The organism is Arthrobacter sp. Edens01, from assembly GCF_001307035.1.
Classification (GTDB): Bacteria; Actinomycetota; Actinomycetes; order Actinomycetales; family Micrococcaceae; genus Arthrobacter_B.
In genome coordinates, this window is record NZ_LKIU01000005.1 from 477,963 (window position 1) to 503,585 (window position 25,623).

Consider the following 25,623-nt stretch of genomic DNA (forward strand, 5'->3'; position numbering starts at 1 on the left):
TATTCCTCAGTGAATCCGGGGAAGGAAGAGCGCCCTCAAGGCGCGTATATTCGGCGGTTTGTCCCCGCCGTCCGGTAGCGTGGCAGGTATGGCGACTCGTACTTCCCCTGCCGCACGCGGCAGTTCCTCCAGCCGGACTCCAGCCCGCAGCAGCGGGAAGTCTGCGCAGCGCGGGAAGTCCTCCAGCCGCCCTTCCGCCGCCAAGGCCCAGCCCGAAGAGACACTCCCGCTTCCGCTGCGGGTGGTCCAGAGCGCCTGGATGGGCATTGCGCGCATTGTTGGTGCCGGCGTCCGCAAGCTGGGCACCGACGTCGTTCCGGACCGGGAAATCCGCCGCGACGGAACCGGCTTTTTCCTGATCCTCACCGCACTGCTCGTCGCCACCGTCGAATGGTGGGCCCTGCGCGGTCCGGTGGCGGACATCATCCACGCAGCCGCCGCCGGTACCTTTGGCTGGATGGCCGTGGTTCTTCCCTTTATGCTCCTGACGGCCTCCGTGCGCCTCTTCCGCTATCCGGAGCGGCACCGCGCCAACGGCCGGATCAGCATCGGACTGACCATCATGCTGTGCTCCGGTGCCGGCATCACCCACATCATTGGCGGGGCACCGGCCCTGTCCGACGGTTTCGACCGGCTGTGGGTATCCGGGGGAATCGTCGGATTCCTGGTAGCCGGCCCGCTCTCAACAGCCATTACCCAGTGGCCGGTCATCATCCTGCTTTCCCTGCTGGTCTTCATCTCGATCCTCATCGTCACGGCCACGCCCTTCCGGCACATTCCGCTGCGGCTGCGCGCCCTCTACGAACACCTCATGGGCCAGGACCTGGCGCAGGACGATCCCGAGGCCCACGACCAGAGCTACCTCTATGAGTCCGACCGGGCCGCCAAACCCAAGAAGGAACGCCGCTTCGGCCGGGGCCGAAAGGAAGCGGAACCGGAGCACAGCGACGGCTACGCCGGCGACGAAGCGTTCGAAGCAGCCCTGCTGCGGGACGAAGAGGAACGCAAGGAAGCGGAAGCCGCTGCCGAGCCGGCCGTTCCGCCGGGCGTGCGCCGGCCCACGAAGTCCGAGCTGGCCACCCAGAAGCTGCGCCGCCAGCAGGGACTCGAGGACACCGAGCCTCCCACTGAAGCCATTTCCCTGGTCCCGGAGGCGGCTGCCTCGCTCGTGGCAGCCCCGCCCGTTCCTCCGGTGCCGTCCCGTCCGGTGGCCCACGTGCCGCCGTCGACCCCCATTCCCCAGCGCACCGAGCAGCTGCAGCTCTCCGGGGACGTCACCTACACGCTGCCGCCCTCGGATTTCCTGCCCTCCGGCCCGCCCGCCAAGGAACGCTCGGAAGCCAACGACGCCGTCGTCGCGGCCCTGACCCGCACCCTCGAGCAGTTCAACGTGGACGCCAAGGTCACCGGCTTCTCCCGCGGACCGACGGTTACCCGCTACGAGATCGAACTCGGCGAAGGCACCAAGGTTGAGCGCGTGACGGCGCTGTCCAAGAACATTTCCTACGCTGTCGCCAGCTCTGACGTACGCATCCTCTCGCCCATCCCGGGCAAGTCCGCCATCGGCATCGAGATTCCCAACGCGGACAAGGAAGTTGTGGTCCTGGGCGATGTGCTGCGGTCAAACGCTGCCCGCAAGACCGAGCACCCGATGGTCATGGGCGTCGGCAAGGATGTTGAAGGCGGATTCGTCGTCGCCAACCTGGCCAAGATGCCGCACCTCCTGGTTGCCGGCGCCACCGGTGCAGGCAAGTCATCCTTCGTGAACTCGATGATTACGTCGATCCTGATGCGCTCCACCCCGGACGAGGTCCGCATGGTGATGGTGGACCCCAAGCGCGTGGAACTGACCGCCTATGAAGGCGTGCCGCACCTGATTACCCCGATCATCACCAACCCGAAGAAGGCCGCCGAAGCCCTGCAGTGGGTGGTCCGGGAAATGGACACCCGCTACGACGACCTCGCGAACTTCGGGTACAAGCACATCGACGACTTCAACAAGGCTGTCCGCAACGGCAAGGTTGTGCCGCCGGCCGGCTCGAAGCGCGTGCTGAAGCCCTACCCCTACCTGCTGGTAATCGTGGACGAGCTCGCCGACCTGATGATGGTCGCCCCGCGGGACGTCGAAGACTCGATCGTGCGCATCACCCAGCTGGCCCGTGCCGCCGGCATCCACCTGGTCCTCGCCACCCAGCGTCCCTCGGTGGACGTCGTCACCGGCCTGATCAAGGCCAACGTGCCGTCCCGGATGGCCTTCGCGACATCCTCCGTCACCGACTCGAGGGTGGTTCTGGACCAGCCCGGTGCAGAGAAGCTCCTGGGACAGGGTGACGCCCTGTTCCTGCCCATGGGGTCCAACAAGCCGATCCGTGTGCAGGGCGCATGGGTCACTGAATCCGAGATCCACCGCGTAGTTGAACACGTGAAGTCCCAGCTGCAGGCAACCTACCGCGAGGACGTCACCGTTACTGCGCCGAAGAAGCAGATCGACGACGACATTGGAGACGACCTCGACGTGCTGCTGCAGGCCACCGAACTGGTCGTGACCACGCAGTTCGGGTCAACGTCCATGCTCCAGCGCAAGCTGCGCGTCGGCTTCGCCAAGGCCGGGCGCCTGATGGACCTGCTCGAATCACGCGGAGTCGTCGGCCCGTCCGAGGGCTCAAAGGCCCGCGACGTGCTGGTGAAGCCGGACGACCTCGCTGCCACCCTGGCTGCTATCCAGGGCGGCGAACCGCTGGGCGGTCCGGATGCCGCCGAGACCGCTGCCCTGGCGGAGAACGCCAACGTCAACCACGGTTTCGAGACCGACGGACCAGTGGACCTGGTGGCCCAGGACCTTGAATCGCGGCCGCAGGCCACGGAGTATTACGACGGCGCTGAGGAATCGGGCGAGGACGGCGAAGGTTCAGAGGACGCATGGAACCTCACCGGCCGGTGAATCCGGTTAGGCTGGTTCCGTGAGCAATTCTGGAACCGAACGGGTACCCACCCTCAACATCGCCAACGTCCTGACGGTCATCCGCATCGTCATGGTTCCCCTGTTTATCTGGTTCCTTGTGGCCGACGACGGCAGGGACGGCCTCTTCCGCTGGCTGGCGGTGGCAACCTTCGCCGTTGCCATCTACACGGACAAGCTGGACGGCGATCTTGCCCGAAGCCGCGGCCTCATCACGGACTTCGGAAAGATCGCCGATCCCATCGCGGACAAGCTGCTGATCGGTTCGGCGCTGGTGATGCTCTCGGTCCTCGGCGAGCTGTGGTGGTGGGTCACCATCCTGATCCTCGTGCGGGAAATCGGCATCACCGTGATGCGGTTCGTAGTCATCCGCTACGGCGTCATGGCGGCCTCCCGGGGCGGCAAGCTCAAGACCGTGATCCAGACCTTTGCCATCTTCCTGTTCCTGCTGCCGCTCACCACGTGGCTGGGGGACTGGGCCTGGTGGATCAGCGCGGCCGTCATGGCAGCCGCCGTGATCGTCACCGTCGTGACCGGAATCGACTACGTTGTGCAGGCGGCCAAGCTGCGTGCCGGCGCACGGGGGAAGACCGGGGCATGACGGCCGCCGCCGCGCAGGTGATCGCAGCAGCGGTTGCCGCCGGAAGCCGGATCGCTGCAGCGGAGTCGCTGACAGCCGGGATGGTGGCAGCTGAGCTCGGTTCCGTTGCGGGCGCTTCGGCAGTCCTGCAGGGCGGTGTTGTCGCCTACCAGAACTCGGTCAAGGCGGCAGTGCTGTCCGTCGACCGGAACCTGCTTGCGGAAGCCGGATCGGTGGATGCCCGGGTTGCCGAGGAAATGGCGGCCGGCGTGCGCGCCCTTCTCGGCGCGGACATCGGAGTCTCCACCACCGGCGCCGCAGGACCGGAACCGCATGACGGCAAGCCCGTGGGAACGGTCTTCATTGGCATCTCGGGCCCCTCAGGAACACGGTCCCGCGAGTACCTCTTTGCCGGGGACCGTTCTTCGATCCGCAGCCAGGCATGCTCTGCTGCGCTCGAACAGTTGGCTCAGGAGCTGGGCGCCGCGTAGACTCCGGCAGGTATCCGGCGCCGCAATGCCCCATCTGTACCCGGGAACAAATCCGGAAGCACGTCAGTTGTTAGTATCAGGAACCACCAAGGTTTCCGGTTTAGGATCGTAGACATTCCGCGGTTTCTACCGCGGACGGATCGATAAAGGGAGCAGGACATACACATGGTGAAGCAACCCGTGTCCGTGAACGGCGTCATTCGCTGGCGGGATGTAGGGTTGGCGGAAGATGCACACCGGGAGCCTAAGGAGCGCAAAATGGTAGTTCTACGCCACGAGATTGGTGATGTACTCCGCGACGTCCGTCAGCGCCAGGGCCGTACCCTGCGTGAGGTGTCGCACAGTGCCCGGGTCTCGCTCGGTTACCTGAGCGAAGTTGAACGGGGCCAGAAGGAAGCTTCTTCTGAACTCCTGTCTTCAATCTGCAGTGCTCTCGATGTACCTCTGTCCCTGATGCTTCGTGAGGTCAGTGACCGTGTGGCCAGCGCCGAAGGCGTTTCCATTCCCGATACGGTTCCAACGGAATTCTCGCGCGAATTTGCCCGTGATTTCCCGGAGGACCTGGCTCGGGACCTGGCCCGCACACCGTAACAACCTCGGGCAGCTTCTGCTGCCCGTCCCAAGACATACCGAAAGACCCTGCCTCCCGGCGGGGTCTTTTCGTTTGTCCTGCGGGAATCGATTGTCAGGAAGAGGGCACGGTGCCGGGCACCTCGGAGGCGTTGAGCTTGTGAAGCAGCACGCCAAGCGTCTGCAGTTCCTCCTCATCCCAGGAAGAAAGGAGGGCGCGGAAGTGCTTCTCGCGGGCGCGCTGGGCCTTCATCAGCTGCTCACTGCCGGAGTCAGTCAAACTGATCGTCTGTGCCCTGCCGTCCTCAGGGTCCGCCTGCTTGCGGACCAGCCCCAGGGACTCGAGCATCACGATCTGCCGGCTCACGGATGGTTTGCCGACGCCTATCGCTGCGGCAACATCAGTCAGCCGCAGCGGGCCCCGCCTCTGCAGCAGCACCAGCAGGCCGTAGGCTGCCGGCTCAAGATCCGGATGTACTGCCTTGGCGACCCGGTGCGAGACAGCACGGGCGCGGCGCCACAGGACACTGAGCTCCTGTTCAAGGGTCTCGACTGCCCTGCTCGGAGCGGACTGTATTGCCGGCGGCTTTTCGGTCATGCACCCTATTCTAGTTGGCGCCCGTCCCATAGCAGCCGAGCACTCCGCTGCCTGCCGGGAAGCCCGGGCCCGGGCGGCCGCACGGCGTGAGAGGATTAATTGATGCGTATCAGCGATTTCTGGCGGCTTATGGACGACGAATTCGGCCCAGCCTATTCACGAGTGCTGGCCGGGGACCTCGTTCTGACCGGTCTCGGCGGCATGACGGCGCAGCAGGCCCTGGAGAGGGGAACCGAGCCAAAACGCGTTTGGCTGGCGGTGTGCGACATGCAGGAAGTGCCGCAGGACCGCCGTCTTGGACGGGACATCAAGCCCAAGCAGGTCTAGACACGCGGGAGGATCTATTCGAATATCTGTTCGGATCCCGATATGCTCCTACACAGGGGCACGCCACTGGTCCGCCCCGCTCCGGCTGTCCACACCGGCACCTGCCAGCCACGGCAATGTCAGTGCCGTCGCATACGGTTTTCAGTGAGCAACCGACAGCAGGCCCACGGGCCGGGAACATCAGCAACAGCCACAACAACAGAGGTGAAGAATGGCCGCTCCAGACCGCGCCAAAGCACTCGAAGCAGCACTGGCCCAGATCGACAAGCAGTTCGGCAAGGGTTCGATCATGCGGCTGGGCGACGAGACCCGCGCCCCAATCGAAACAATCTCCACCAGCTCCATTGCGCTTGATATCGCGCTGGGCATTGGCGGACTGCCCCGCGGCCGTGTCGTAGAGATCTACGGTCCCGAGTCCTCGGGTAAGACCACCGTGGCGCTTCACGCCGTAGCCAACGCGCAGAAGAACGGCGGCATCGCCGCGTTCATCGACGCCGAGCACGCGCTGGACCCCGAGTACGCCAAGAAGCTGGGCGTGGACACAGACGCCCTGCTGGTTTCCCAGCCGGACACCGGTGAGCAGGCCCTGGAAATCATGGACATGCTGGTCGGTTCCGGCTCTCTGGACATCGTCGTTATCGACTCCGTTGCCGCACTGGTGCCCCGTGCCGAAATCGAAGGCGAAATGGGCGACAGCCACGTCGGCCTGCAGGCACGCCTCATGAGCCAGGCGCTGCGAAAGATCACCGGCCGCCTGAGCCAGACAAAAACCACCGCGATCTTCATCAACCAGCTCCGCGAGAAGATCGGTGTGTTCTTCGGCAGCCCTGAAACCACCACCGGTGGCAAGGCGCTCAAGTTCTACGCCTCCGTACGCATCGACGTACGCCGGATCGAGACGCTCAAGGAAGGTACCAACCCGGTTGGTAACCGCACCCGCGCCAAGATCGTCAAGAACAAGATGGCCCCGCCCTTCAAGCAGGCTGAGTTCGACATCATTTACGGCCAGGGTATTTCCCGTGAAGGCGGCCTGATCGACATGGGCGTGGAGCACGGAATCGTCAAGAAGTCGGGTGCCTGGTTCACCTACGACGGGGATCAGCTTGGCCAGGGCAAGGAAAATTCCCGGCGGTTCCTGCGGGATAACCCGGAGCTGGCAGATGAGATCGAACGGCGCCTGCGCGTGAAACTCGGTGTTGATGCACAGCCCGAAGAGCAGGTTGCCGACGACAAGGCCAAAGCAGCAGCACCCGGAGCCTAGTCCCCGCAATGCAGCAGCACCGCCGACGCAAGCCGGGAGTGGACAGCCAGAAAGGGCCCACTCCCGGTTCACCGGCCGATTCAACTCCTGAGGCAGATCCCTACTCAGTTGCCAGGGCGATCGTTCTCCGCCAGCTGACCAGTTCCGCCAAGAGCCGGAAGCAGCTTGCCGACAAACTGGCCGAGAGGGATGTCCCGGAAGAAGTCGCCGAAGCTGTGCTGGACCGGTTCGAAGAGGTCCAGCTCATAGACGACTCAGAGTTTGCCCGCATGTGGGTTCGAAGCAGGTCCCAGACCCGTTCCCTGGCACGCTCCGCCATTCGGCGCGAGCTGTCGGAGAAGGGGATCGACCCGGAACTGGCTGAGGATGCACTTGAACAGATCAGCTCAGACGATGAGGCTGAGGCCGCCAGGGCCCTGGTCGAACGTAAGCTCAGCCGGGCCGCCGTGCCGCAGGATCCCAAGGAGAGGGATAAGCAGGTGCGCCGGCTGGTTTCAATGCTTGCCCGCAAGGGTTATTCGCCGGGTTTGGGATTCTCTGTGGTGAACGACATTCTCGCCGCGCAGGAAAGCGGCGAGTTGTAGGCCAGAGCAGGCTTGGCCCGCGCACATACGTCCGGCACACGCGCGCAAAGCGTGCCGTATGCTGTCATCACTATGTTTACCGTGAGGTTATTGGGGCCAGAGTTGCGCCGTCCTGCCCTGACCGCAGCTGCGCCTGCCCTGACCGCGGCAGCGGTGTCGTGTCTGATGGCAGCGGCCCTGCTTGTCGGTGCCACTCCGGCGGCGGCGGGGGAGTACCCGACGTGGGACGAGGTCGCCGCAGCGAGGGCAGACACCGCCGCTACCGAAGAACAGGTTCGCGAGCTTGAGGGGCATCTGGACCGGCTCCACGCCGAAGCCGGAAGCCTGGGCAACGCCGCAGTCACTGCGTCGAGCCATTATGAGAGCCTTCGGTCAGAGCTGGTAGCCAGCGACGCGAGGCTGGCCGATCTCGCTGCCCGGCGCAGCGCCGCTTCGGCGCGTGCATCCGAACTGCGCAGCCAGGTCGGTGCCCTGGCTGCCCAGACCTACAAAACCGGCGGAATGGACAGCACCGTCCTGTTTATTCTTGACGCCGACGAAGGTGCCGCGCACTTCGACCGGCTCAGCACGCTGTCCCTCGTCACCGAAAGGACTTCGCGTCTTTTCGAAGAAGCCGCAGCGGCAGAGCAGACGGCCGAGTCCCTGGAAGAGACTGAACAGTCAGCCCGCGAGGCAAGGGAGAAGCTGGCCGAATCCGCCGAGGCACAGTACCGGGACGCGGAAGCTGCGACGGCAGCGGCCGAGAAAGCCGTTCGCGAGCAGGAGGAACGCACCGCCGTTCTGGCTGCCCAGCTGGCCGAGCTGCGCAATACCACTGCCGAAGCAGAGATGAGCAGGCTGCAGGCGGCCCGGCTTGAAGAGTCTGTCCGCCAGCAGGCGGAGCAGGCAGGCAAGGAAGCCGGGAAAACTCCGCCGCGGGAAGCCGGGACAGTGATTAATCCCACACGTCCCACAAGCCCCGCAGTGCCGGAGAAGCCCGTTGCTCCGGCTCCCGCGCCTGCGCCGGCGCCATCGAACCCGCCTGTAGCGGCGCCCCAGCCCCCGGCTCCGGCGCCGGTTCCAGCACCCCAGCCTCCGCCGCCCCCACCTCCCGCTGCCCCGGTCAATGACCCGGCAGGCGCGCAGGCATACGCGTCGTCACTCATGCCGGGCTACGGGTGGAGCAGCGGCGAGTTCCGATGCCTGGTTGATCTGTGGAACCGCGAATCAAACTGGCTGACCAGCGCCATGAATCCGTACAGCGGAGCCTATGGAATTCCGCAGTCCCTTCCCGGCGACAAAATGGCCGCCTCGGGCAGTGACTGGCGCACCAACTACCGTACCCAGATCCACTGGGGACTCAGCTACATCAGCTGGCGTTATTCCACCCCGTGCGGGGCATGGGCACACTCCGAGCGCGTGGGCTGGTATTAAAGCGGGTTCGTTACCATTCCGCAACACGGCCGTTACCGTTTCGCGATCTGTCCCAGAAACTGTGTGTACAGTCCCGGTCTTATGAATAACTCTCAGGGACGTCGTGAACAAAGACGCCGGCGCGTGGTCCAGCGTCGCCGGGACCGGATGAAGGCCGGGGCAGCAGTAGTGGCTCTGGGCGGTCTGGTTGTCCTGGGTACGGCCGGTGCTGCTGCAGGGGACGAGGATCTCCGCGCCACCGCCGGCATTCAGCTGGCCAGCATAGCCCTTCCGCTGTTTGCCGAGGACCGCGCATCAGAGCCAACACCGTCTGCCGTTCCTGACAGCGCCGAAAGTGACGCTTCTCCTGCCCCGGAGAGCACCCCCGCAGCCGAGGGCGGCGAGGAAGAGGCTAAGCAGGACGCCGCTGCCGCTGACGCCGCTGACGCCGCTGCCGCCGACGTCGTTGCCGCCGAGGAGGCAGCGCAGGCAGCTGCCGCCCGCCAGGCCGAGGAAGCCGCCGCATCAGCTGCAGCCGAACAGGCCCAGGCTGCCGAGCGGGCAGCCGCTGAGGAAGCCGCCCGGATCGCCGCCGCGTCTGTACCCGTGGATGACCCGGCCGGGGCGAAAGCCTACGCATCGTCCGTACTGGGATCCCACGGCTGGGATGCCTCGCAGATGACCTGCCTGGACACACTTTGGAACAAGGAATCGGAGTGGCTGACCAGCGCAACCAACGCAAGCTCTGGTGCCTACGGTATTCCGCAGGCGCTTCCGGGTATCAAGCTGGCCACGGCCGGCGGTGACTGGCAGACCAGCTACCGTACCCAGATCGACTGGGGACTGACCTACATCGAATCCCGCTATGGCAGCCCCTGCTCGGCGCTGAACTTCCACTACGCCAACAACTGGTACTAGTCCCTTCCTCCGCCGAGGAGACCGAAGAAGGCCTTTCCACACCGGGAAGGCCTTCTTTTTGTCCTCCCGGCCGGATTGGGGAGCCGGTTGCGCGGGGACGTACCCTTGTATGGTGAGCCTGTCAGTATCGCGCCCCGCCCCTGTTCAGCTAAACGGCCTGGACACCGAAGAGCATCCCCGTACCTATCAGGTGCGGACCTTCGGCTGCCAGATGAACGTCCATGATTCCGAGCGGATCTCCGGACTCCTCGAAGACGCCGGCTACGTCCCGGCGGATGAGGGGGACGCCGACGTCGTTGTGTTCAATACCTGCGCCGTGCGCGAGAACGCCGACAACAAGCTCTACGGCAACCTGGGCCAGCTTGCCCACGTCAAGGAAACCCGCCCCGGCATGCAAATTGCGGTGGGCGGATGCCTGGCCCAGAAGGACAGGGACACCATCCTTGCCAAGGCCCCCTTTGTGGACGCAGTCTTCGGTACGCATAACATCGGCTCCCTGCCTGCACTGCTGGAGCGTGCCCGGCACAACGACGCAGCCCAGCTGGAGATCCTGGAATCCCTCGAAGTCTTCCCCTCCACGCTGCCCACCAAACGGGACTCGGTCTACTCCGGCTGGGTCTCCATCTCAGTCGGCTGCAACAACACCTGCACGTTCTGCATCGTGCCCTCTCTTCGCGGCAAGGAACGCGACCGGCGTCCCGGAGAAATCCTTGCCGAAGTCCAGGCTCTGGTAGACGACGGCGCCATTGAAGTCACGCTGCTTGGCCAGAACGTGAATTCCTACGGTGTGGAGTTCGGCGACCGGGGAGCGTTCGCGAAGCTGCTGCGCGCGTGCGGCTCAATCGAAGGACTTGAGCGGGTGCGCTTCACCAGCCCGCATCCGGCCGCATTCACTGATGACGTCATTGACGCCATGGCAGAAACCCACAACGTGATGCCGCAGCTGCACATGCCGCTGCAGTCAGGCTCGGACAAGGTCCTCAAGGACATGCGCCGTTCCTACCGTTCCAAGAAGTTCCTCGGGATCCTGGAGAAGGTCCGCCGGCAGATGCCGCACGCGGCGATTTCCACTGACATCATCGTCGGTTTCCCGGGGGAGACGGAGGAAGACTTCCAGGCAACCCTCGACGTCGTCGAGCAGGCCCGGTTCGCCACCGCCTTTACCTTCCAGTACTCCAAGCGTCCCGGCACCCCGGCGGCTGATTTGCCGGACCAGCTGCCCAAGGCAGTGGTGCAGGAACGCTTCGAGCGGCTCACGGCACTGCAGGACCGCATCGCAGCGGAAGAAAACGCCAAGCAGGTCGGCACCACCGTCGAGGTCATGGTCACCGCAGCTGCCGGCCGCAAGTCGGAGGAAACCGGACGGCTCTCCGGACGTTCCCGCGACCAGCGCCTGGTGCACTTCTCCGTGCCCGAAGGAGCGCCTGTTCCCCGACCCGGAGACCTCGTAACGGTTCCGGTGACCTCCGCGGCTGCCTTCCACCTGGTCGCCGATCCGGCCTCCGCTGCCGACTACTCCGTGCGCCGGTCCCGCGCCGGTGATGCCTGGGACCGGTCCCAGGCCGAGTCCTGCGGCGTTCCGGCCGCCGACGGCGCCGCGCGCGCCGGTGTCTCACTCGGCATGCCTGCCCTGCCGCCGCGCCGGTGACGGCAGGCACGCTGCCGGTCATCGCCGTCGTCGGACCCACCGGCTCCGGCAAGTCCGATCTGGGTGTTGCGCTGGCTCAACGCCTCGGCGGGGAAATCATCAACGCCGATTCAATGCAGTTCTACCGCGGCATGGATATTGGCACAGCCAAGCTCCCGGAGGACGAACGCGGCGGAATACCGCACCATCTCCTGGACATCCTGGATGTCACCGAAGAGGCCAGCGTCTCCGATTTCCAGGCCCAGGCCAGGGAGACCATCGACCGGATCCGCTCGCGGGGCAACTACCCGATCCTGGTCGGCGGGTCCGGGCTTTATGTCCGGGCAGCACTGGATGTGCTTGAATTCCCCGGAACCGATCCCCAGCTGCGGCGCAGGATCGAAGACGAGCTCGAATCCGTTGGATTTGAAGCACTGCGCGCAAAACTGCGGGACGTCGATCCGGTCTCCGCAGACCGTCTTGGTGATGCCCGGAGAGTAGTGCGTGCGCTGGAAGTGCACGAACTGACCGGCCGGCCCTTCAGCTCGTTTATGCCGGAACGCACCTACTATCAGCCGGCCGTCCAGCTGGGCCTTGCCGTGGAACGTCCCGTGCTCCATGTTCGGCTGGCGCGGCGCGTGGACCAGATGGTGCAGCAGGGGCTGCTTGACGAAGTCAGGGTACTGGACGCCGCAGGCCTGCGCAGCGGCAGGACAGCCTCGCGGGCACTGGGGTACGCACAGTTCCTGAAAGTTCTGGACGGCCACTGGAACACTGGGCAGGCGGTGGAGGACACCGTGATTGCCACCCGGAAGTTCGCCCGCCGCCAGCTGACCTGGTTCCGGGCAGACCCCCGGGTCACCTGGCTGGACTTCGATAATCCCGAACTGCTGAAGGCTGCGACCACCGCTATTCTTGAGGGGTGAGCACAACTTCCCCCGCCGCCCTGTCCGCTTCCGGCCTGCCGTCCGGCCTCGCCGGCCTCGCTTTCGCGAAAGGACACGGCACCGGCAACGACTTTGTCCTGGTCGCTGATCCCGACGGACTGCGGGACTACGACGCCGCCGACGTGGCCGCCGTCTGCGACCGCCACAACGGAATCGGCGCGGACGGATTCATCCGTGCTGTCCGTTCCGTCCACGTACCGGAGGGCCAGGCGCTGCTGCAGTCCAACCCCGAAGCGCAGTGGTTTATGGACTACCGCAACGGCGACGGCAGCGTTTCTGAAATGTGCGGCAACGGGGTGCGGGTCTTCGTCCACTTCCTGATCGAAGAGGGACTTGCCGAGCTTGCTGAAGGTGAAGTGCTGGCAATCGGCACCCGGGCGGGGCTGAAGACTGTCACCCGCACCGGTACCGGCTATGCCGTGGACATGGGGCCGTGGGAGTTCATCTTCCCGGACCACGCTGCCGCCAAGGCGATGGATACCGTGGTTAACGCCGGGGGACTGGAAGTTCCGCGCCCCGGGCTCTCGGTGAGCATGGGCAACCCCCACACGGTCGTTGCGCTGGCTGAACTCTCCGAGCTGGCCGCAACGGACCTGGTGAATGCACCCAGTGTGGAACCGGTCCCTGAAGACGGAACCAACGTTGAATTCGTGGTCCCTGCCGAGCCGCTGGTGGTCGACGGCGTGGGCCAGCTGACCATGCGGGTGCACGAACGCGGCGTCGGGGAAACCCTTTCCTGCGGCACCGGGGCGTGCGCCGCCGCCGTCGCCACGCGTTTCTGGGCCGGAGCCGGCGCACCAAATGCCTGGAGCGTCGCAGTGCCCGGGGGAGTTCTGGGTATCCGCTTCCTCACCGGGCCGGACGGGCGCGAGCACGTGGAACTCAGCGGGCCCGCTGTGCTGGTGGCCCGCGGAACCCTGCTCTAGGAGGCGGGCCCGGGAAAGGGCCGGTCAGGCGCTGCGCTGGACCTTGATAATGCGGAAGGACTTCGCGGTGCTGTACCGGCTCACGCTGAAGTCCGCGCCCAGGTTCTCCGCCAGCCAGCGCTGAAGCGAATCCGACCCGAGGTTCTTCTGGACCACCAGCCAGGCGGTTCCGTCCGGTGCCAGCCGCGGCAGCCACAGCAGCAGCAGGGCATGCAGCTCATCCTTGCCGACCCGGATGGGCGGGTTGGACCAGATGGTCTCGAACCGAAGGGACGGGTCGACGTCGGCGGGCAGGCTGGCGTGGACATTGGAGAGTCCCAGCGTGGCGGCATTGTCACGTGTGAGGCCCAGGGAGCGCTCGTTCACGTCCACCGCGTACACCTGCGCTGCGGGCGATTTCAGGGCCATGGTCAGCGCGATCGGGCCCCAGCCGCAACCAATGTCCAGCAGGTTGCCTTCGGCAGCCGGATCGGGAATACCGGAGAGCAGTACCTGCGTTCCCTTATCAACACCGTCAGGAGAGAAGATCCCGCCGGAAGTGGCGAGGGTGACCTCGCGTCCTGCCAAGGTGACAGACAGCGGCCTGCGGACCTCCGGCGTCGCCGGCTGTGAACTGAAGTAATGCTCTGAACCCATAACTATCAAGGTTAGTGGCTGGACGGCCGCCGGATGCACGCAGAGGTCCTCCAGCCCTCCCTTACCTCTGTTGCACAACCTCGCGGACTCCCGCCACAATGTGGGTCCACTGGCCTACCATGGTTAACACCGCTTCTAAGGAGATTATGACCATCAACAATTCCCGTCCCGCCGCCGGCTCGACGCCCACGGACTTGAAGCCCGAAGAAATCCAGGGTGTCATCGACCGGATCCTGGCAAAGGACGACGCTGCTGCTGCCAAGCAGAGCGTTACGCCGGCCGGCGGATTCCGCGGCCAGGCACAGGCGCTGTCGGCCCAGGAAGCGGAGCACTCTGACTTCGACGGGGATCAGCAGGACCTTCAGGACCGCCGCGCCCTCAGGCGTGTTGCCGGTCTCTCCACAGAGCTTGAAGACGTCACCGAGGTTGAGTACCGGCAGCTTCGGCTGGAACGGGTTGTCCTGGCCGGACTGTGGAGCGAAGGTACGGCCGCCGACGCCGAGAACTCGCTGCGTGAACTGGCCGCACTGGCCGAAACAGCCGGTTCCGAAGTGCTGGACGGGATGATCCAGCGCCGGCTGAAGCCGGACCCCGGAACCTTCCTGGGGTCAGGCAAGGCACAGGAACTCAAGGACGTAGTGATGGCTACCGGCGCGGACACCGTCATTGTGGACAGCGAACTTTCGCCCTCCCAGCGACGCGGGCTGGAAGACATCGTCAAGGTGAAGGTCATTGACCGAACCGCGCTGATCCTGGACATCTTCGCCCAGCACGCCAAGTCCCGCGAGGGCAAGGCCCAGGTTGAGCTGGCCCAGCTTGAATACCTCCTTCCGCGTCTGCGCGGCTGGGGCGAATCGATGTCCCGCCAGGCCGGTGGACAGGTCGGCAGTGCCGGAGCAGGTATGGGATCGCGCGGCCCCGGTGAAACCAAGATCGAACTTGACCGCCGGAAGATCCGCACCCGCATGGCCAAGCTGCGCCGCGAGATTGCCGGCATGAAGCCCGCCCGGGAAACCAAGCGTGCAAACCGCCAGCGGAACCAGATCCCGTCCGTGGCGATTGCCGGCTACACGAACGCAGGAAAATCCTCGCTGCTGAACAGGCTCACGGATGCAGGGGTCCTGGTGGAGAACGCACTGTTCGCCACCCTGGATCCGACCATCCGCCGAGCCGAAACCCCGGACGGACTGGGTTACACGCTGGCTGACACCGTGGGATTTGTGCGCTCCCTGCCAACCCAGCTGGTGGAAGCCTTCCGGTCCACCCTGGAAGAAGTTGCCGACGCCGACCTGATCCTGCACGTAGTGGATGCCTCCCACCCGGATCCTGAAGGACAGATCGCGGCCGTGCGTTCCGTCCTGGCCGATGTTGACGCCCGCCGGATCCCCGAGATCATCGTGCTGAACAAGGCTGACGCCGCCGACCCGTTCGTCATCGAACGGCTGCGCCAGCGGGAACCGCGCACCGTGGTGGTCTCGGCACGCACCGGAGAGGGCATTGAGGAACTCCTCCAGGCCATCTCCGAAGGAATTCCCCGGCCCGGCGTGGAACTGGACCTGATGGTTCCCTACGAACGCGGCGACGTCGTTTCCCGCCTGCACAGCCAGGACGCCGAAATTCTTTCGCTTGAACATGAGGAAAGCGGTACCCGGATGAGGGTCAAGGTGCGCGATTCGCTGGCTCCGGAGCTGGAGCCGTTCCTCAACCATGCCTAAGAAAGACACCGCGGCGGAGGTCCTGGACCTGCTGGAGACCGCCATTGCAGCCATGGGCGGACAGCAGCGTCCGGGACAGCAGCAAATGGCCAGGGAAGTTGCTGAATCGATTGAGTCGGGGAAGCACCTCCTGGTTCAGGCAGGAACCGGCACCGGCAAATCACTTGCCTACTTGGTGCCCCTGATCCACCATGCGCTGCAAAGCAGTAAACCGGCACTTGTCTCCACGGCCACTCTGGCGCTGCAGGCACAGATCGTCGGCCGCGATGTACCGCGCCTGCTGACTGCCCTGAAGCCCAAGCTGCCCCGGGACGTGGACGTTGCCCTGCTGAAGGGACGCAGCAACTACGTCTGCGTGCATAAGACCGGAGGCGGCTTCCCCGACGACGACGACCCCGGAGCACTGTTCTCCCTGAGTGAGGAAAAGGCCGTCCCGCATCCTGCCCCGGCGCCCGGAGCCACCTCGGCGCTCGGGCGTGAGGTTGTCCGGCTGCGTGAATGGGCAGAGGAAACCGAGACGGGCGACCGCGACGAACTCCTCCCTGGAGTCAGCGACCGCGCCTGGCGGCAGGTCTCCGTCACCGCCATGGAATGCCTGGGCGCCCAGCGCTGCCCCGTTGCAGAACACTGCTTCAGCGAACAGGCCAGGGCGAAGGCTGCCCTCGCCGACCTGGTGATCACCAACCACGCAATGCTCGCCATCAGCGCCTTCGAAGGACTTGCCGTCCTGCCGGATTATGACGTTGTGGTGATTGACGAGGCCCATGAGCTCCAGGACCGGGTCACGGGCGCAGTCACCGGTCAGCTCTCCGGCACGGTCATCAGCGCAGCCGTGACGGCCGCCCGCAAGCACACATCAGCCTCGGTCGAGGAGCTGGCCGCCGCGGGCCGGGCGTTCGATCTTTCGGTTGAGGGCATTCCCGCCGGACTGCTGCCCTCCGGGCTCAACGAGGAACAGCAGCTGGCAGTGGCCCGGGTACGCGAGGCGTGCCGGGTTGCATTATCGGACTCCAAACCGGAAGGCGGCGACGCCGGCGACGGCGGGCGCCAGATGGCGCGGTCCCGCCTCCTCGCGGTACTTGAACTCTGTGAGCGCGTGCTCGAAGCTCCGGAATCCGGTGAGGTCCTGTGGTCTTCACGTCCCAGCACTTTCTCGCCGGGGGAGGGCTATTCGCCGCCGGACGAGTCGGCACCTGCAACGCTCAACGTGGCACCGATTTCGGTGGCCGGCCGGCTGAGGGACGGACTGTTTGACGGGCACACTGTTGTGCTCACCTCGGCCACGCTCGCTATTGGCTCGGAGTTTGGGCCCGTGGCCGGCGGGCTGGGCCTGAGCGGTGCCGGCGCTCCCGCTTGGACGGGCACCGACGTCGGAAGTCCGTTCGACTACCCGCGCCAGGGTGTGCTGTACGTCGCGCGTGACCTGCCCAAGCCCGACCGCGGCACGTCGCCGGCACAGCTGGCCGAACTTGAAGCGCTGCTGAAGGCCTCCGGAGGCGCGGCACTGGGACTCTTCTCCTCGCGCCGTGCGGCGGAGGATGCTGCTGCTGCGCTCCGGGACAAAGTCGATTTCCCGATTCTCTGCCAGGGCGAGTCCTCAATGTCCGCCCTCGTGAAGCAGTTCGCGGAGGAGGATTCGACGTGCCTGTTTGGAACAATGTCCCTCTGGCAGGGAGTCGACGTGCCCGGTGACGCCTGCCGGCTGGTGGTCATTGACCGGATCCCGTTCCCCCGGCCGGATGACCCGCTGATGACAGCCCGCACCCGTGCGGTGGCCAAGGCAGGCGGAAACGGGTTTATGACCGTCTCTGCGACCCATGCCGCAGTCCGGCTTGCCCAGGGCGCCGGCCGGCTTATCCGCGCCGCGGGGGACCGGGGCATGGTCGCTGTGCTTGATTCACGGCTGGCAACGGCCAGGTATGGAGGGTTCCTGCGTGCGGCTCTGCCGCCGTTCTGGTCCACTACCGACAGGACCGTCGCCCTGGGCATTCTGGAGCGGCTGAACACCGGACAGCGCGCGGACGCCTAGCCGCGCCGGGGCCGGCTTGTGCCGCCGCCCTGAACCCCCGGAGGAACCTGGAATCCCTAGAGGGACCGCATCACGGAAACGACCTTGCCCATGATGGTCGCGTGGTCGCCCATGATCGGCTCGTAGCGGGTGTTCTGCGGCAGGAGCCAGGTGTGGCCGTTGCGCTGCCGGAAGGTCTTGACCGTGGCTTCGTCGTCCAGGAGAGCGGCAACAATGTCCCCGTTTTCCGCCGTCTGCTGCCTGCGCACCACTACCCAGTCCCCGTCGCAGATGGCGGCGTCGACCATGGAGTCTCCGGAGACACGGAGCATAAACAGTTCGCCGTGCCCGACCAGCTGGCGGGGAAGCGGAACCATTTCCTCCACCACCTGCTCGGCCAGGATGGGCCCGCCGGCGGCGATCCGCCCAACAAGCGGGACCATTGCCGTGTCCACGGCTGTGGTGAGCTCAGTGACAGACGCAGCGGCGGTGCCGTCCGGTGCCGATGATTCGGTGCCCTGCGGCTCTTTGTGCATCAGCAGCGGGACCAGGATCTCCATGGCGCGGGGGCGCTTGGGATCGCGGCGGATGTAACCCATCTTCTCCAGCTGGCTCAGCTGATGCGTCACGCTGGAGAGGCTCGCCAGTCCCACGGTGTCGCCGATTTCGCGCATCGACGGCGGGTAGCCGTTGGTGCTTACCGATGCCTGGATGGTTTCGAGGATCTTCTTCTGCCGCGGGGTCAGCGCCCGGGGACGCGAAGAGTCAGCCGCAGCAGCGGCAGCCGGGCTGCCATCGGAGTTAGTCCTACGGGGCACTTCGGCTTCCCTTCGAGCGTTCCGGGCTAACCGGATTGGCGGCAATGTCAGTGGCGGGTGTTTCTCTTTACTCCGAACGGAACTGCCGGACTGGACACAAACACCCGCGGGCGGATGCAACTGTCCTGACCGGCAGCCAAACCGAAGGTTTCCTGCCGATACCCACGCTAGGGGAGCGGCAGGTCATTTTCAAACATTTGTTCGAGTGAGTCTCGACATCGTTCGTAGATAGATGCTAGAAAAGGAAACAGCAGGAATCGAATACATGTTCGATTCACGTACGCCAACTGTTCGAATCCAGTTTCGAAGCCGCGAGAATGCCGGCCGGGGGAACGGACTCGAGCCGGAAAGGTTTTGCCATGTCAGTTCAGTTCGCGGCACCCCGTGCTTCCCTGGGCCACATCCGCTCCGCCCGCTCCACCCCCGCGTCCTCCAACGCTGTCCGTCACCAGGATTCCACCAGGACTGCAGCGCCGCGCCGCGCAGCTGACTCCGGACCGCTGCGGCTCACCCGCCGCGGCCGGCTCCTGCTCATCGGTGCTCCCGTCCTGCTGGGAGGGGCCGCGCTGCTCACCTTTATTGGCTTCTTCACCGCGCCTGCCCTGGCAGCGAGCGGCAGCGGGGAACTGACCCGGACCCAGCAGGTCAGCGTCAGCACCGGGGACAGCCTGTGGAGCCTCGCCACGGAATACGCTCCCGAACGGGACCCCCGGGCAGTGGTGGCAGACATCATGGAACTGAATAACCTCTCCGACGCGGTGGTTCCGGCCGGCGTGCAGCTCTACATCCCCGTCGCCGGCTAGTTTTCGGGGACAATACCGGCCGTCACGTTACTGCGGATTCTGCAGCCCGCCGGGCAGCGCCTTAAGCTGTACGGGTGACTGAACAGCTGGAAAAACTGAACCGACTTCCCCTGCGCGACGACCTGAGGGGCCAGACCCCCTACGGTGCGCCGCAGCTGGAAGTGCCGATCCTGCTGAACGTCAACGAGAACACCCACGGGCTGCCGCAGGAGGTCGCTGAGGCTATTGCGGACTCGGTACGCGACGCCGTAGCCGGGCTCAACCGCTACCCCGACCGGGAGTTCACCGAACTGCGCAAACGCCTCGCCGCCTATCTTGGCCACGGCCTGGCGATCGAAAACATCTGGGCAGGCAACGGTTCCAACGAAGTCCTCCAGCACATTCTGCAGGCATTCGGCGGGCCGGGCCGGACAGCAATGAGCTTTCCGCCCACCTACTCCATGTATCCGCTGCTTTCCAGCGGAACCGGCACCGCCTACCTGACCGGTGTCCGGGCGGCAGATTTCACCCTCAGCCCTGAATCAGCGGCAGAGCAGGTGCGGGCAGCCAAGCCGAACATTGTCTTCCTCTGCACCCCGAACAACCCCACGGGCACGGCCTTGGGCCTCGATGTGGTGGAAGCCGTCTATGAGGCAGGGAAAGCCAGCAACGCGATTGTCATCGTTGACGAGGCCTACGCCGAGTTCTCGCATGCCGGAACGCCCAGTGCCCTGCAGCTCCTGCCGGGCCGGGAACGACTGATCGTCTCCCGGACCATGAGCAAGGCGTTCGCGCTGGCAGGTGCACGCCTCGGCTACATGGCCGCGGCGCCGGAAGTTACCGATGCGCTCCGGCTGGTCCGCCTCCCGTACCACCTGTCCGCAGTCACCCAGGCAACAGCCAACGCTGCGCTGGCCCACGCCGGCTCGTTGCTTGCCAACGTTGAAGACATCAAGGGCCAGCGTGACCGGATCGTCGCAGAGCTGACCGAAATGGGCCTGCAGCCGGCGGAGTCGGATGCCAACTTCGTGCTCTTCGGCGGACTGGAGAACCCCCGGAAGGTCTGGCAGGGACTGCTCGACGCCGGTGTCCTCATCCGCGACGTAGGCATCCCCGGACACCTGCGCGTCACTGCCGGCACCGAAGCGGAAACCACTGCCTTCCTCTCCGCCCTGCGCAGCCTGCTCTCTGCGTAGCACCATGACGGCCCGGGCCAGGTGCGGCGTGAGTTCCCGGCGCCGCAAACACTAGACTGGTAACCAGACCGACTTCTTCCTAAGGAACCTTTATGACCGTGGAGACCGCCACCGGCCGCACGGCCCGCCTCGAGCGGACCACCAGCGAATCATCCGTGCTTGTAGAACTGGATCTGGACGGCACCGGCCGTTCGGATATCAGCACCTCGGTGCCGTTCTACGACCACATGCTGACGGCACTCTCGAAGCACTCCCTGATTGACCTGACCGTCAAGGCCACCGGGGACACCCACATCGACGCCCACCACACCGTGGAGGACGTCGCGATCAGCATCGGTGAAGCGCTGAAAACCGCGCTGGGCAACAAGGCCGGCATCCGCCGGTTCGGCGAAGCTACCGTGCCGCTGGATGAAGCCCTTGCCAACGCCGTCGTGGACATTTCCGGACGCCCCTACCTGGTGCACTCCGGTGAACCGGCCGGCCAGGAATACCACCTGATCGGCGGGCACTTCACTGGCTCCCTGACCCGCCACGTTTTCGAAGCGATCACGCTGCACGCCCAGATCTGCCTGCACATGAACGTGCTGGGCGGGCGCGATCCGCACCACATCGTCGAGGCACAGTTCAAGGCGTTTGCCCGCGCCCTCCGCGCCGCCGTCGAACCCGATCCCCGCGTCGAGGGCATCCCCTCCACGAAGGGCGCGCTGTGAGCCGCAACGTCACCGTCCTGGACTATGGCTCCGGGAACATCCACTCGGCCGTCCGGGCACTGGAGCGGGCAGGCGCCAGCGTCACGCTCAGTTCCAAGTCTGCTGACGTGCTCGAGGCCGACGGACTGGTCGTCCCGGGAGTCGGTGCCTTCGCAGCGGTGATGAAGGGACTCAGGGACGTAGACGCCCTGCGGATGATCGGACGCCGCGTCGCCGGCGGCCGGCCCGTGCTGGGCATTTGCGTTGGCCTGCAGGTCCTCTTTGATGAGGGAGTCGAGCACGGTGTGCGGACCCAGGGCATGGGCGAGTGGCCGGGCGTCGTGGAGCGCCTGGCAGCAGACGTCGTTCCGCACATGGGATGGAACACTGTCCAGGCTCCCGAAGGGTCCCGCCTGTTCGCCGGCATAGAGGATGAGCGCTTCTACTTTGTACACAGCTACGGCGTGCAGAAATGGGACTTCGACGTCACCCAGCCGGCCATGCAGCCGCCGCTGGTGACCTGGTCCAACCATGGCGGACCTTTTGTCGCCGCAGTGGAGAACGGTCCGCTCAGCGCCACTCAGTTCCACCCGGAAAAGTCCGGTGACGCCGGCGCTGCCCTCCTTGAAAACTGGTTGAAGGGTCTGGGCTAAAGCCATGTGGAGTGTTGTTCTTATGGGCCTGGCCGGTCTGCTCATCGGCGGAGCCATCTCCTTCCGACGGCAGGGCCTGCCGCGTTTCGTCACCATCAGTTTTTGGGTGCTCGCAGGAATGTCCCTGCTCGGCGCCTATGTCCTTACCCTCGGCCTCTGAGCCGGTACGTCACCGAAAGCAGGACCATGTCCCTCACAGAAACGCCCATCCTCGAACTGCTCCCCGCCGTGGACGTTGCCGACGGCCAGGCCGTCCGCCTGGTCCAGGGCGAGGCAGGTTCGGAGACCAGCTACGGCGACCCGCTGGACGCCGCCATGGCATGGCAGAACGACGGCGCGGAGTGGGTGCACCTGGTGGACCTGGACGCAGCCTTCGGCCGCGGCAGCAACCTGCCCCTGCTCAAGCGTGTTGTCGAAGCACTGGACATCAAGGTGGAGCTCTCCGGCGGCATCCGTGACGATGAGTCGCTGGACAAGGCCCTGGAGCTCGGTGCCCGCCGCGTCAACCTCGGCACCGCGGCCCTTGAAAATCCGGAGTGGACCGCCAGCGCCATTGCCCGCTACGGCGACGCGATCGCCGTCGGGCTTGATGTCCGCGGCACCACCCTGGCAGCCCGCGGCTGGACCAAGGAAGGCGGCGATCTCTGGGAGGTCCTGGCCCGCCTCGAAGATGCCGGCTGCCCCCGCTACGTAGTCACCGACGTCACGAAGGACGGCACCCTGCGCGGGCCGAACGTGGACCTGCTCCGCGACGTGCTCGCCCGGACCGACCGCCCGGTTGTTGCCTCCGGCGGCATCTCCAGCCTCGACGACCTGGCTGCCCTGCGTGAACTCGTGCCGCTGGGCCTGGAGGGAACGATCGTGGGCAAGGCGCTGTATGCCGGTGCCTTCACGCTTCCCCAGGCGTTCGACGTCGCGGGCCACCCGGAACGCTAGAAGCCATGGCCAAGCGCGAACTGCCCGGGCATATTGCGGCCGCCCTGGCTGCGGCCGGGGGACCGGCGGATTCAGCCGGTGTCCCCTGGGCCGGCCGAAGCCTCGAAGGCGAAGGCAACCCGCTGCACCGGTTCGACAAGGACGACGGCCAGCCCGACGCCGGCTACACCAGTGCTGTAGCGGCTCTCACGGCAGGAACCGGTTCGGAAGCCGACGTGGTCAGGTCGCTGGCCACGGCGCGGGTGTATGTGGCGATTGTCGCGACGCTGGGGGAGGAAGCCGAGTCCGCACACGGGCTGGCGGCGGACAAGGAAGCCGACCTTGCCCTTGTGACCCTTACCGCACCGGACGGACGCAAGGCACTGCCGGTTTTTTCCTCCGTCGATGCGCTGGCTCGCTGGCACCCCGAGGCACGCCCGGTGGCGGTCTATGCGCCCCGGGCAGCGCTTTCGGCTGTCTCCGAGGAAGCCCAGCTGCTGGTGATTGATCCGGGCGGCGACATCACCTTCGTGGTGCGCCGGCCGGCCATGTGGGCACTGGCGCAGCAGCGCGAATGGGTGCCGTCCTATGAGGACGGGTCCCTGGCCGGAATAGTGTCCGATGCAGCGGCGCAGGAGTCGGCGGTACGCCAGGTCCGGCTCAGTGCCGGCACCGGCGTAACCTCCCGTACCGCAGGAGGTACGCTGGTTTCCGGCGGCGGCGCCGGGCCGGAACTGAGGATCACCCTCCAGTTGGCCCCAGGGCTTGACGCGGCTGGCATCCAGTCCCTTGCAGCAGCCCTGCAGCAGCGCCTAGCCAGCCATCCAGAATTCGTTGAGCGCGTCGACTCCCTTGAAATGAAGATCACGCGCTGACCGGCCCAGGCGGGCCAGAAGAGAAGTGCAGTGAACTTTAGTGTTTACCGGGACCTGCTGGCCATTGTCCCGGTCCGCAGGGTGCTCCTTGTTGGTATGCTCGCCCGCTTCCCGCACGCAGCAGCGGGTGTGCTGCTGACCCTCCATGTGGTGCTGACCCTGGAGAAGGGCTACGCCGCAGCAGGTGCCGTGGCCGCACTTGTGACAATCGGCATTGCTGTTGGCGCACCGTGGCGCGGACGCCGCGTGGACAACGTTGGCCTGCGCAAGGCCCTGATTCCCTCCGTGATTTCCGAAGCTGTCATCTGGTCGGTTGCGCCGCACGTGAGCTACGAATGGCTGCTTGTCCTGGCGCTGATCGGCGGCCTGTTTACGCTGCCCGTCTTCAGCGTGGTCCGCCAGTCGCTCGGCGTTCTCGCCAAAGGAGACAAGCGGCGGACGGCGTTCACCCTGGACTCGATCGCCACGGAAGTCGTGTTTATGGGCGGTCCCGCCGTTGGTGCCGTCCTGGCGACCTCCGTCTCCACCGCCGTCGGCCTCACCCTGGTGGGAATCTGTACGGCAGGCGCCGGCTTGTTCCTTATGTGGTTCAACCCGCCCACCCGTTCCGAGGCGCTGGAGCTGCCGGACCACGACGTCGAAGCGGCCGCTGCCGCAGTGGTCAGTTCGGCCCCGGCGCACCTAAGCGAGCCGGCTGCCGAACTTACCCAGGCGGCCGGTGCAGCCGCTGAGGAAGAGGATCCAAACCTGCGCCGAGGCCTGCTGGCCCGGGTCGCCGCCGGCTTCTCCTGGATGACCCTCAGCGTTGCAGTGGTGTTCGCGGTAGCCGCCGGTGCCGGCCTGCTGCTGGCGGGCAGCGACGTCGGCATCGTGGCATCGGTGGAAGCCTCCGGAAATCCCGGACAGCTGGGGATCGTCTTCGCCGTGTGGTGCTTCGCCTCGCTGATTGGAGGCCTGGTTTACGGAGCGATGAAGCGGCGTATTTCGCCGATGCTCCTGCTGCTGGCCATGGCAGTGCTGACCCTGCCCATGTCCCTGGCCACGGATACGCTCAGCCTTGCCCTGCTCTCAATTCCCGGCGGCCTGCTGTGTGCACCGGTGCTGTCCGCGGCCTCGGAACGCGTGGCTGACCTGGTCCCGGAGGAGCGCCGCGGAGAAGCCATGGGCTGGTACGGCTCGGCCCTCACCACGGGCACCGCGATTGGTGCGCCGCTGGTGGGTATGGCGATCGACTTTGTGGGCCCGTGGGCCGGATTCGCCTTCGCGGGCACGGCCGCTGCCCTCCTGGTACTGATTACCCTTGGGACCCGTGCCGTGGTGAACTCGCGGCGCGTCCGCGTCTAGCTGCCGCAGACACAAAAGAGCCCGAAGAGCATGCTCTTCGGGCTCTTTGGGTATCTGAATCAGTTGACGGGGCCGGTGAACTTCTCGCCCGGTCCCTGGCCCGGGGCGTCCGGAACCATGGAAGCCTCACGGAAGGCCAGCTGCAGGGAGCGCAGGCCGTCGCGCAACGGACCGGCGTGCTGGCTGCCGATCTCCGGTGCGGCAGCGGTGACGAACCCTGCGAGTGCGGTGATCAGCTTGCGGGCCTCGTCCAGGTCCTTCAGGTCTTCAGCGTCGGCGCCTTCGGCCAGCCCGCACTTAACGGCAGCTGCGCTCATCAGGTGGACGGCTGCGGTGGTGATAACTTCCACGGCGGGCACCTCGGCGATGTCACGGACCTGCGCGGAGACGGGTGCCTCTGCGTGGCTGTGTGCTTCTTCGGTGGTTCCGGGGAAGGAATGGCGGGCAGAATCGCCAGCCGGATTGCTCTGTGGGGTACTCATACTGGTAAGCTTGTCACAGACCGACCGGTAGACGTTATTTACGGCAGCTCGCGGCAGCTGGGGAAACTCAGCAAAGTGGGCTGCTTTTGTAAGTAACAGGACCGGTATGCAAGCGGAGACTCTCCCACCCGCGTCAGCCTGATTAATCCAGCCTAACGGCAGGATCAGAGTTGCCGGGTTCTGGTCGGCCCTTCCAGGGCAGCACCTTCGGGTGGCTGCGAAGGAAAGTGCGCAGCGAAAGCCGTGCCGGCCGATCCCCGAGGCCTCCGATTGCGCGTGCAATTGGGGGCCTTCTTCAGTTGCAGGCGGTAGCCGTTTTGAGTCAAACAG

Annotated in this window: 26 protein-coding genes; 22 read left to right on the top strand and 4 right to left on the bottom strand. The window is 65.6% G+C overall.

Annotated elements, in window-relative coordinates:
- Positions 1-88: 88 nt before the first annotated feature.
- The 4 genes from AO716_RS08345 (at position 89) to AO716_RS08360 (ending at position 4,621) form a co-directional block, all read left to right on the top strand.
- Positions 89-2,941, top strand: a complete 2,853-nt coding sequence (locus tag AO716_RS08345) for an FtsK/SpoIIIE family DNA translocase (protein ID WP_082413591.1) — start codon at positions 89-91, stop codon at positions 2,939-2,941.
- Between the two features lie 19 nt (positions 2,942-2,960).
- On the top strand, positions 2,961-3,560 hold the full coding sequence (gene pgsA, locus AO716_RS08350; protein ID WP_055240459.1) for a CDP-diacylglycerol--glycerol-3-phosphate 3-phosphatidyltransferase: 600 nt from the start codon (positions 2,961-2,963) through the stop codon (positions 3,558-3,560).
- A complete protein-coding gene (locus tag AO716_RS08355; protein WP_055240460.1) occupies positions 3,557-4,030 on the top strand; it encodes a CinA family protein in 474 nt (157 codons plus the stop codon). The genes pgsA and AO716_RS08355 overlap by 4 nt, the downstream gene beginning before the upstream one ends.
- Before the next feature lie 165 nt (positions 4,031-4,195).
- Positions 4,196-4,621 (top strand): helix-turn-helix domain-containing protein, encoded by a 426-nt coding sequence (locus AO716_RS08360; RefSeq protein WP_055240461.1) that lies wholly within the window; start codon positions 4,196-4,198, stop codon positions 4,619-4,621.
- A gap of 94 nt (positions 4,622-4,715) precedes the next feature.
- Here AO716_RS08360 and AO716_RS08365 read toward each other — a convergent pair whose 3' ends face one another.
- Positions 4,716-5,198, bottom strand: coding sequence for a MarR family winged helix-turn-helix transcriptional regulator (locus AO716_RS08365; RefSeq protein ID WP_055240462.1), 483 nt, complete (start codon positions 5,196-5,198; stop codon positions 4,716-4,718).
- Between the two features lie 102 nt (positions 5,199-5,300).
- Here AO716_RS08365 and AO716_RS08370 point away from each other — a divergent pair, with 102 nt between their 5' ends.
- The 8 genes from AO716_RS08370 (at position 5,301) to dapF (ending at position 13,180) form a co-directional block, all read left to right on the top strand.
- The gene (locus tag AO716_RS08370; RefSeq protein ID WP_055240463.1) at positions 5,301-5,525 is read left to right on the top strand and encodes a DUF3046 domain-containing protein; all 225 of its coding nucleotides are present in this window, start codon (positions 5,301-5,303) and stop codon (positions 5,523-5,525) included.
- Between the two features lie 211 nt (positions 5,526-5,736).
- A complete protein-coding gene (gene recA, locus AO716_RS08375; protein ID WP_055240464.1) occupies positions 5,737-6,786 on the top strand; it encodes a recombinase RecA in 1,050 nt (349 codons plus the stop codon).
- 38 nt (positions 6,787-6,824) lie between these two features.
- Complete coding sequence (locus tag AO716_RS08380; protein ID WP_055242044.1) at positions 6,825-7,370, top strand: regulatory protein RecX; 546 nt, start codon at positions 6,825-6,827, stop codon at positions 7,368-7,370.
- Positions 7,371-7,460: 90 nt separating this feature from the next.
- A complete protein-coding gene (locus AO716_RS08385) occupies positions 7,461-8,783 on the top strand; it encodes a coiled-coil domain-containing protein (RefSeq protein WP_152969918.1) in 1,323 nt (440 codons plus the stop codon).
- 123 nt (positions 8,784-8,906) lie between these two features.
- Positions 8,907-9,680 carry a hypothetical protein gene (locus AO716_RS08390; protein WP_152969919.1) on the top strand — a complete coding sequence of 258 codons (774 nt, stop codon included), beginning with the start codon at positions 8,907-8,909 and terminating at the stop codon, positions 9,678-9,680.
- Positions 9,681-9,798: 118 nt separating this feature from the next.
- Positions 9,799-11,328 (top strand): tRNA (N6-isopentenyl adenosine(37)-C2)-methylthiotransferase MiaB, encoded by a 1,530-nt coding sequence (gene miaB / locus AO716_RS08395; protein ID WP_055242045.1) that lies wholly within the window; start codon positions 9,799-9,801, stop codon positions 11,326-11,328.
- Positions 11,325-12,233 (top strand): tRNA (adenosine(37)-N6)-dimethylallyltransferase MiaA, encoded by a 909-nt coding sequence (gene miaA, locus AO716_RS08400; protein ID WP_055240467.1) that lies wholly within the window; start codon positions 11,325-11,327, stop codon positions 12,231-12,233. Before miaB ends, miaA begins: the two co-directional genes overlap by 4 nt.
- Positions 12,230-13,180 (top strand): diaminopimelate epimerase, encoded by a 951-nt coding sequence (dapF, locus tag AO716_RS08405; protein ID WP_055240468.1) that lies wholly within the window; start codon positions 12,230-12,232, stop codon positions 13,178-13,180. The genes miaA and dapF overlap by 4 nt, the downstream gene beginning before the upstream one ends.
- Positions 13,181-13,204: 24 nt before the next feature.
- On the opposite strand, the gene AO716_RS08410 is transcribed toward dapF, so the two are convergent.
- Entirely contained in the window at positions 13,205-13,816 is a 612-nt protein-coding gene (locus AO716_RS08410; RefSeq protein ID WP_055240469.1) for a class I SAM-dependent methyltransferase, read from the bottom strand.
- A gap of 146 nt (positions 13,817-13,962) precedes the next feature.
- Here AO716_RS08410 and hflX point away from each other — a divergent pair, with 146 nt between their 5' ends.
- Positions 13,963-15,531, top strand: coding sequence for a GTPase HflX (gene hflX / locus AO716_RS08415; protein ID WP_055240470.1), 1,569 nt, complete (start codon positions 13,963-13,965; stop codon positions 15,529-15,531).
- A complete protein-coding gene (locus tag AO716_RS08420; RefSeq protein ID WP_055240471.1) occupies positions 15,524-17,560 on the top strand; it encodes an ATP-dependent DNA helicase in 2,037 nt (678 codons plus the stop codon). The genes hflX and AO716_RS08420 overlap by 8 nt, the downstream gene beginning before the upstream one ends.
- A 56-nt stretch (positions 17,561-17,616) precedes the next feature.
- Here AO716_RS08420 and lexA read toward each other — a convergent pair whose 3' ends face one another.
- Positions 17,617-18,285 (bottom strand): transcriptional repressor LexA, encoded by a 669-nt coding sequence (gene lexA, locus AO716_RS08425; RefSeq protein ID WP_152969985.1) that lies wholly within the window; start codon positions 18,283-18,285, stop codon positions 17,617-17,619.
- 431 nt (positions 18,286-18,716) lie between these two features.
- Between lexA and AO716_RS08430 the strand changes: the two genes are divergently transcribed.
- The 8 genes from AO716_RS08430 to AO716_RS08460 all read left to right on the top strand — a co-directional run bounded on the left by AO716_RS08430 (position 18,717) and on the right by AO716_RS08460 (position 24,811).
- Positions 18,717-19,160, top strand: a complete 444-nt coding sequence (locus tag AO716_RS08430; RefSeq protein ID WP_082413440.1) for a LysM peptidoglycan-binding domain-containing protein — start codon at positions 18,717-18,719, stop codon at positions 19,158-19,160.
- A 74-nt stretch (positions 19,161-19,234) separates the two neighbouring features.
- Positions 19,235-20,335 carry a histidinol-phosphate transaminase gene (locus AO716_RS08435; protein WP_055240473.1) on the top strand — a complete coding sequence of 367 codons (1,101 nt, stop codon included), beginning with the start codon at positions 19,235-19,237 and terminating at the stop codon, positions 20,333-20,335.
- Positions 20,336-20,427: 92 nt separating this feature from the next.
- Positions 20,428-21,045 carry an imidazoleglycerol-phosphate dehydratase HisB gene (gene hisB, locus AO716_RS08440; protein ID WP_055240474.1) on the top strand — a complete coding sequence of 206 codons (618 nt, stop codon included), beginning with the start codon at positions 20,428-20,430 and terminating at the stop codon, positions 21,043-21,045.
- On the top strand, positions 21,042-21,677 hold the full coding sequence (gene hisH, locus AO716_RS08445; protein WP_055240475.1) for an imidazole glycerol phosphate synthase subunit HisH: 636 nt from the start codon (positions 21,042-21,044) through the stop codon (positions 21,675-21,677). Before hisB ends, hisH begins: the two co-directional genes overlap by 4 nt.
- Positions 21,678-21,681: 4 nt before the next feature.
- Positions 21,682-21,837, top strand: coding sequence for a hypothetical protein (locus AO716_RS17560; protein ID WP_195840634.1), 156 nt, complete (start codon positions 21,682-21,684; stop codon positions 21,835-21,837).
- A 26-nt stretch (positions 21,838-21,863) separates the two neighbouring features.
- The gene (gene priA / locus AO716_RS08450) at positions 21,864-22,613 is read left to right on the top strand and encodes a bifunctional 1-(5-phosphoribosyl)-5-((5-phosphoribosylamino)methylideneamino)imidazole-4-carboxamide isomerase/phosphoribosylanthranilate isomerase PriA (protein ID WP_055240476.1); all 750 of its coding nucleotides are present in this window, start codon (positions 21,864-21,866) and stop codon (positions 22,611-22,613) included.
- Positions 22,614-22,618: 5 nt separating this feature from the next.
- Complete coding sequence (locus tag AO716_RS08455) at positions 22,619-23,467, top strand: SseB family protein (protein WP_055240477.1); 849 nt, start codon at positions 22,619-22,621, stop codon at positions 23,465-23,467.
- A gap of 30 nt (positions 23,468-23,497) precedes the next feature.
- Complete coding sequence (locus tag AO716_RS08460) at positions 23,498-24,811, top strand: MFS transporter (RefSeq protein ID WP_055240478.1); 1,314 nt, start codon at positions 23,498-23,500, stop codon at positions 24,809-24,811.
- Between the two features lie 59 nt (positions 24,812-24,870).
- Here AO716_RS08460 and AO716_RS08465 read toward each other — a convergent pair whose 3' ends face one another.
- A complete protein-coding gene (locus tag AO716_RS08465) occupies positions 24,871-25,293 on the bottom strand; it encodes a DUF1844 domain-containing protein (protein WP_152969920.1) in 423 nt (140 codons plus the stop codon).
- Positions 25,294-25,623: the final 330 nt, after the last annotated feature.

Bases quoted from the DNA above. Each gene is read 5' to 3' on its own strand.
- AO716_RS08455 (WP_055240477.1), top strand. From the start codon at position 22,619: ATGGCCAAGCGCGAACTGCCCGGGCATATTGCGGCCGCCCTGGCTGCG.
- recA (WP_055240464.1), top strand. From the start codon at position 5,737: ATGGCCGCTCCAGACCGCGCCAAAGCACTCGAAGCAGCACTGGCCCAG.
- AO716_RS17560 (WP_195840634.1), top strand. From the start codon at position 21,682: ATGTGGAGTGTTGTTCTTATGGGCCTGGCCGGTCTGCTCATCGGCGGA.
- AO716_RS08420 (WP_055240471.1), top strand. From the start codon at position 15,524: ATGCCTAAGAAAGACACCGCGGCGGAGGTCCTGGACCTGCTGGAGACC.
- AO716_RS08345 (WP_082413591.1), top strand. From the start codon at position 89: ATGGCGACTCGTACTTCCCCTGCCGCACGCGGCAGTTCCTCCAGCCGG.
- hflX (WP_055240470.1), top strand. From the start codon at position 13,963: ATGACCATCAACAATTCCCGTCCCGCCGCCGGCTCGACGCCCACGGAC.
- AO716_RS08370 (WP_055240463.1), top strand. From the start codon at position 5,301: ATGCGTATCAGCGATTTCTGGCGGCTTATGGACGACGAATTCGGCCCA.
- AO716_RS08355 (WP_055240460.1), top strand. From the start codon at position 3,557: ATGACGGCCGCCGCCGCGCAGGTGATCGCAGCAGCGGTTGCCGCCGGA.
- AO716_RS08410 (WP_055240469.1), bottom strand. From the start codon at position 13,816: ATGGGTTCAGAGCATTACTTCAGTTCACAGCCGGCGACGCCGGAGGTC.
- AO716_RS08365 (WP_055240462.1), bottom strand. From the start codon at position 5,198: ATGACCGAAAAGCCGCCGGCAATACAGTCCGCTCCGAGCAGGGCAGTC.
- AO716_RS08360 (WP_055240461.1), top strand. From the start codon at position 4,196: ATGGTGAAGCAACCCGTGTCCGTGAACGGCGTCATTCGCTGGCGGGAT.
- AO716_RS08430 (WP_082413440.1), top strand. From the start codon at position 18,717: ATGTCAGTTCAGTTCGCGGCACCCCGTGCTTCCCTGGGCCACATCCGC.
- priA (WP_055240476.1), top strand. From the start codon at position 21,864: ATGTCCCTCACAGAAACGCCCATCCTCGAACTGCTCCCCGCCGTGGAC.
- hisB (WP_055240474.1), top strand. From the start codon at position 20,428: ATGACCGTGGAGACCGCCACCGGCCGCACGGCCCGCCTCGAGCGGACC.
- AO716_RS08465 (WP_152969920.1), bottom strand. From the start codon at position 25,293: ATGAGTACCCCACAGAGCAATCCGGCTGGCGATTCTGCCCGCCATTCC.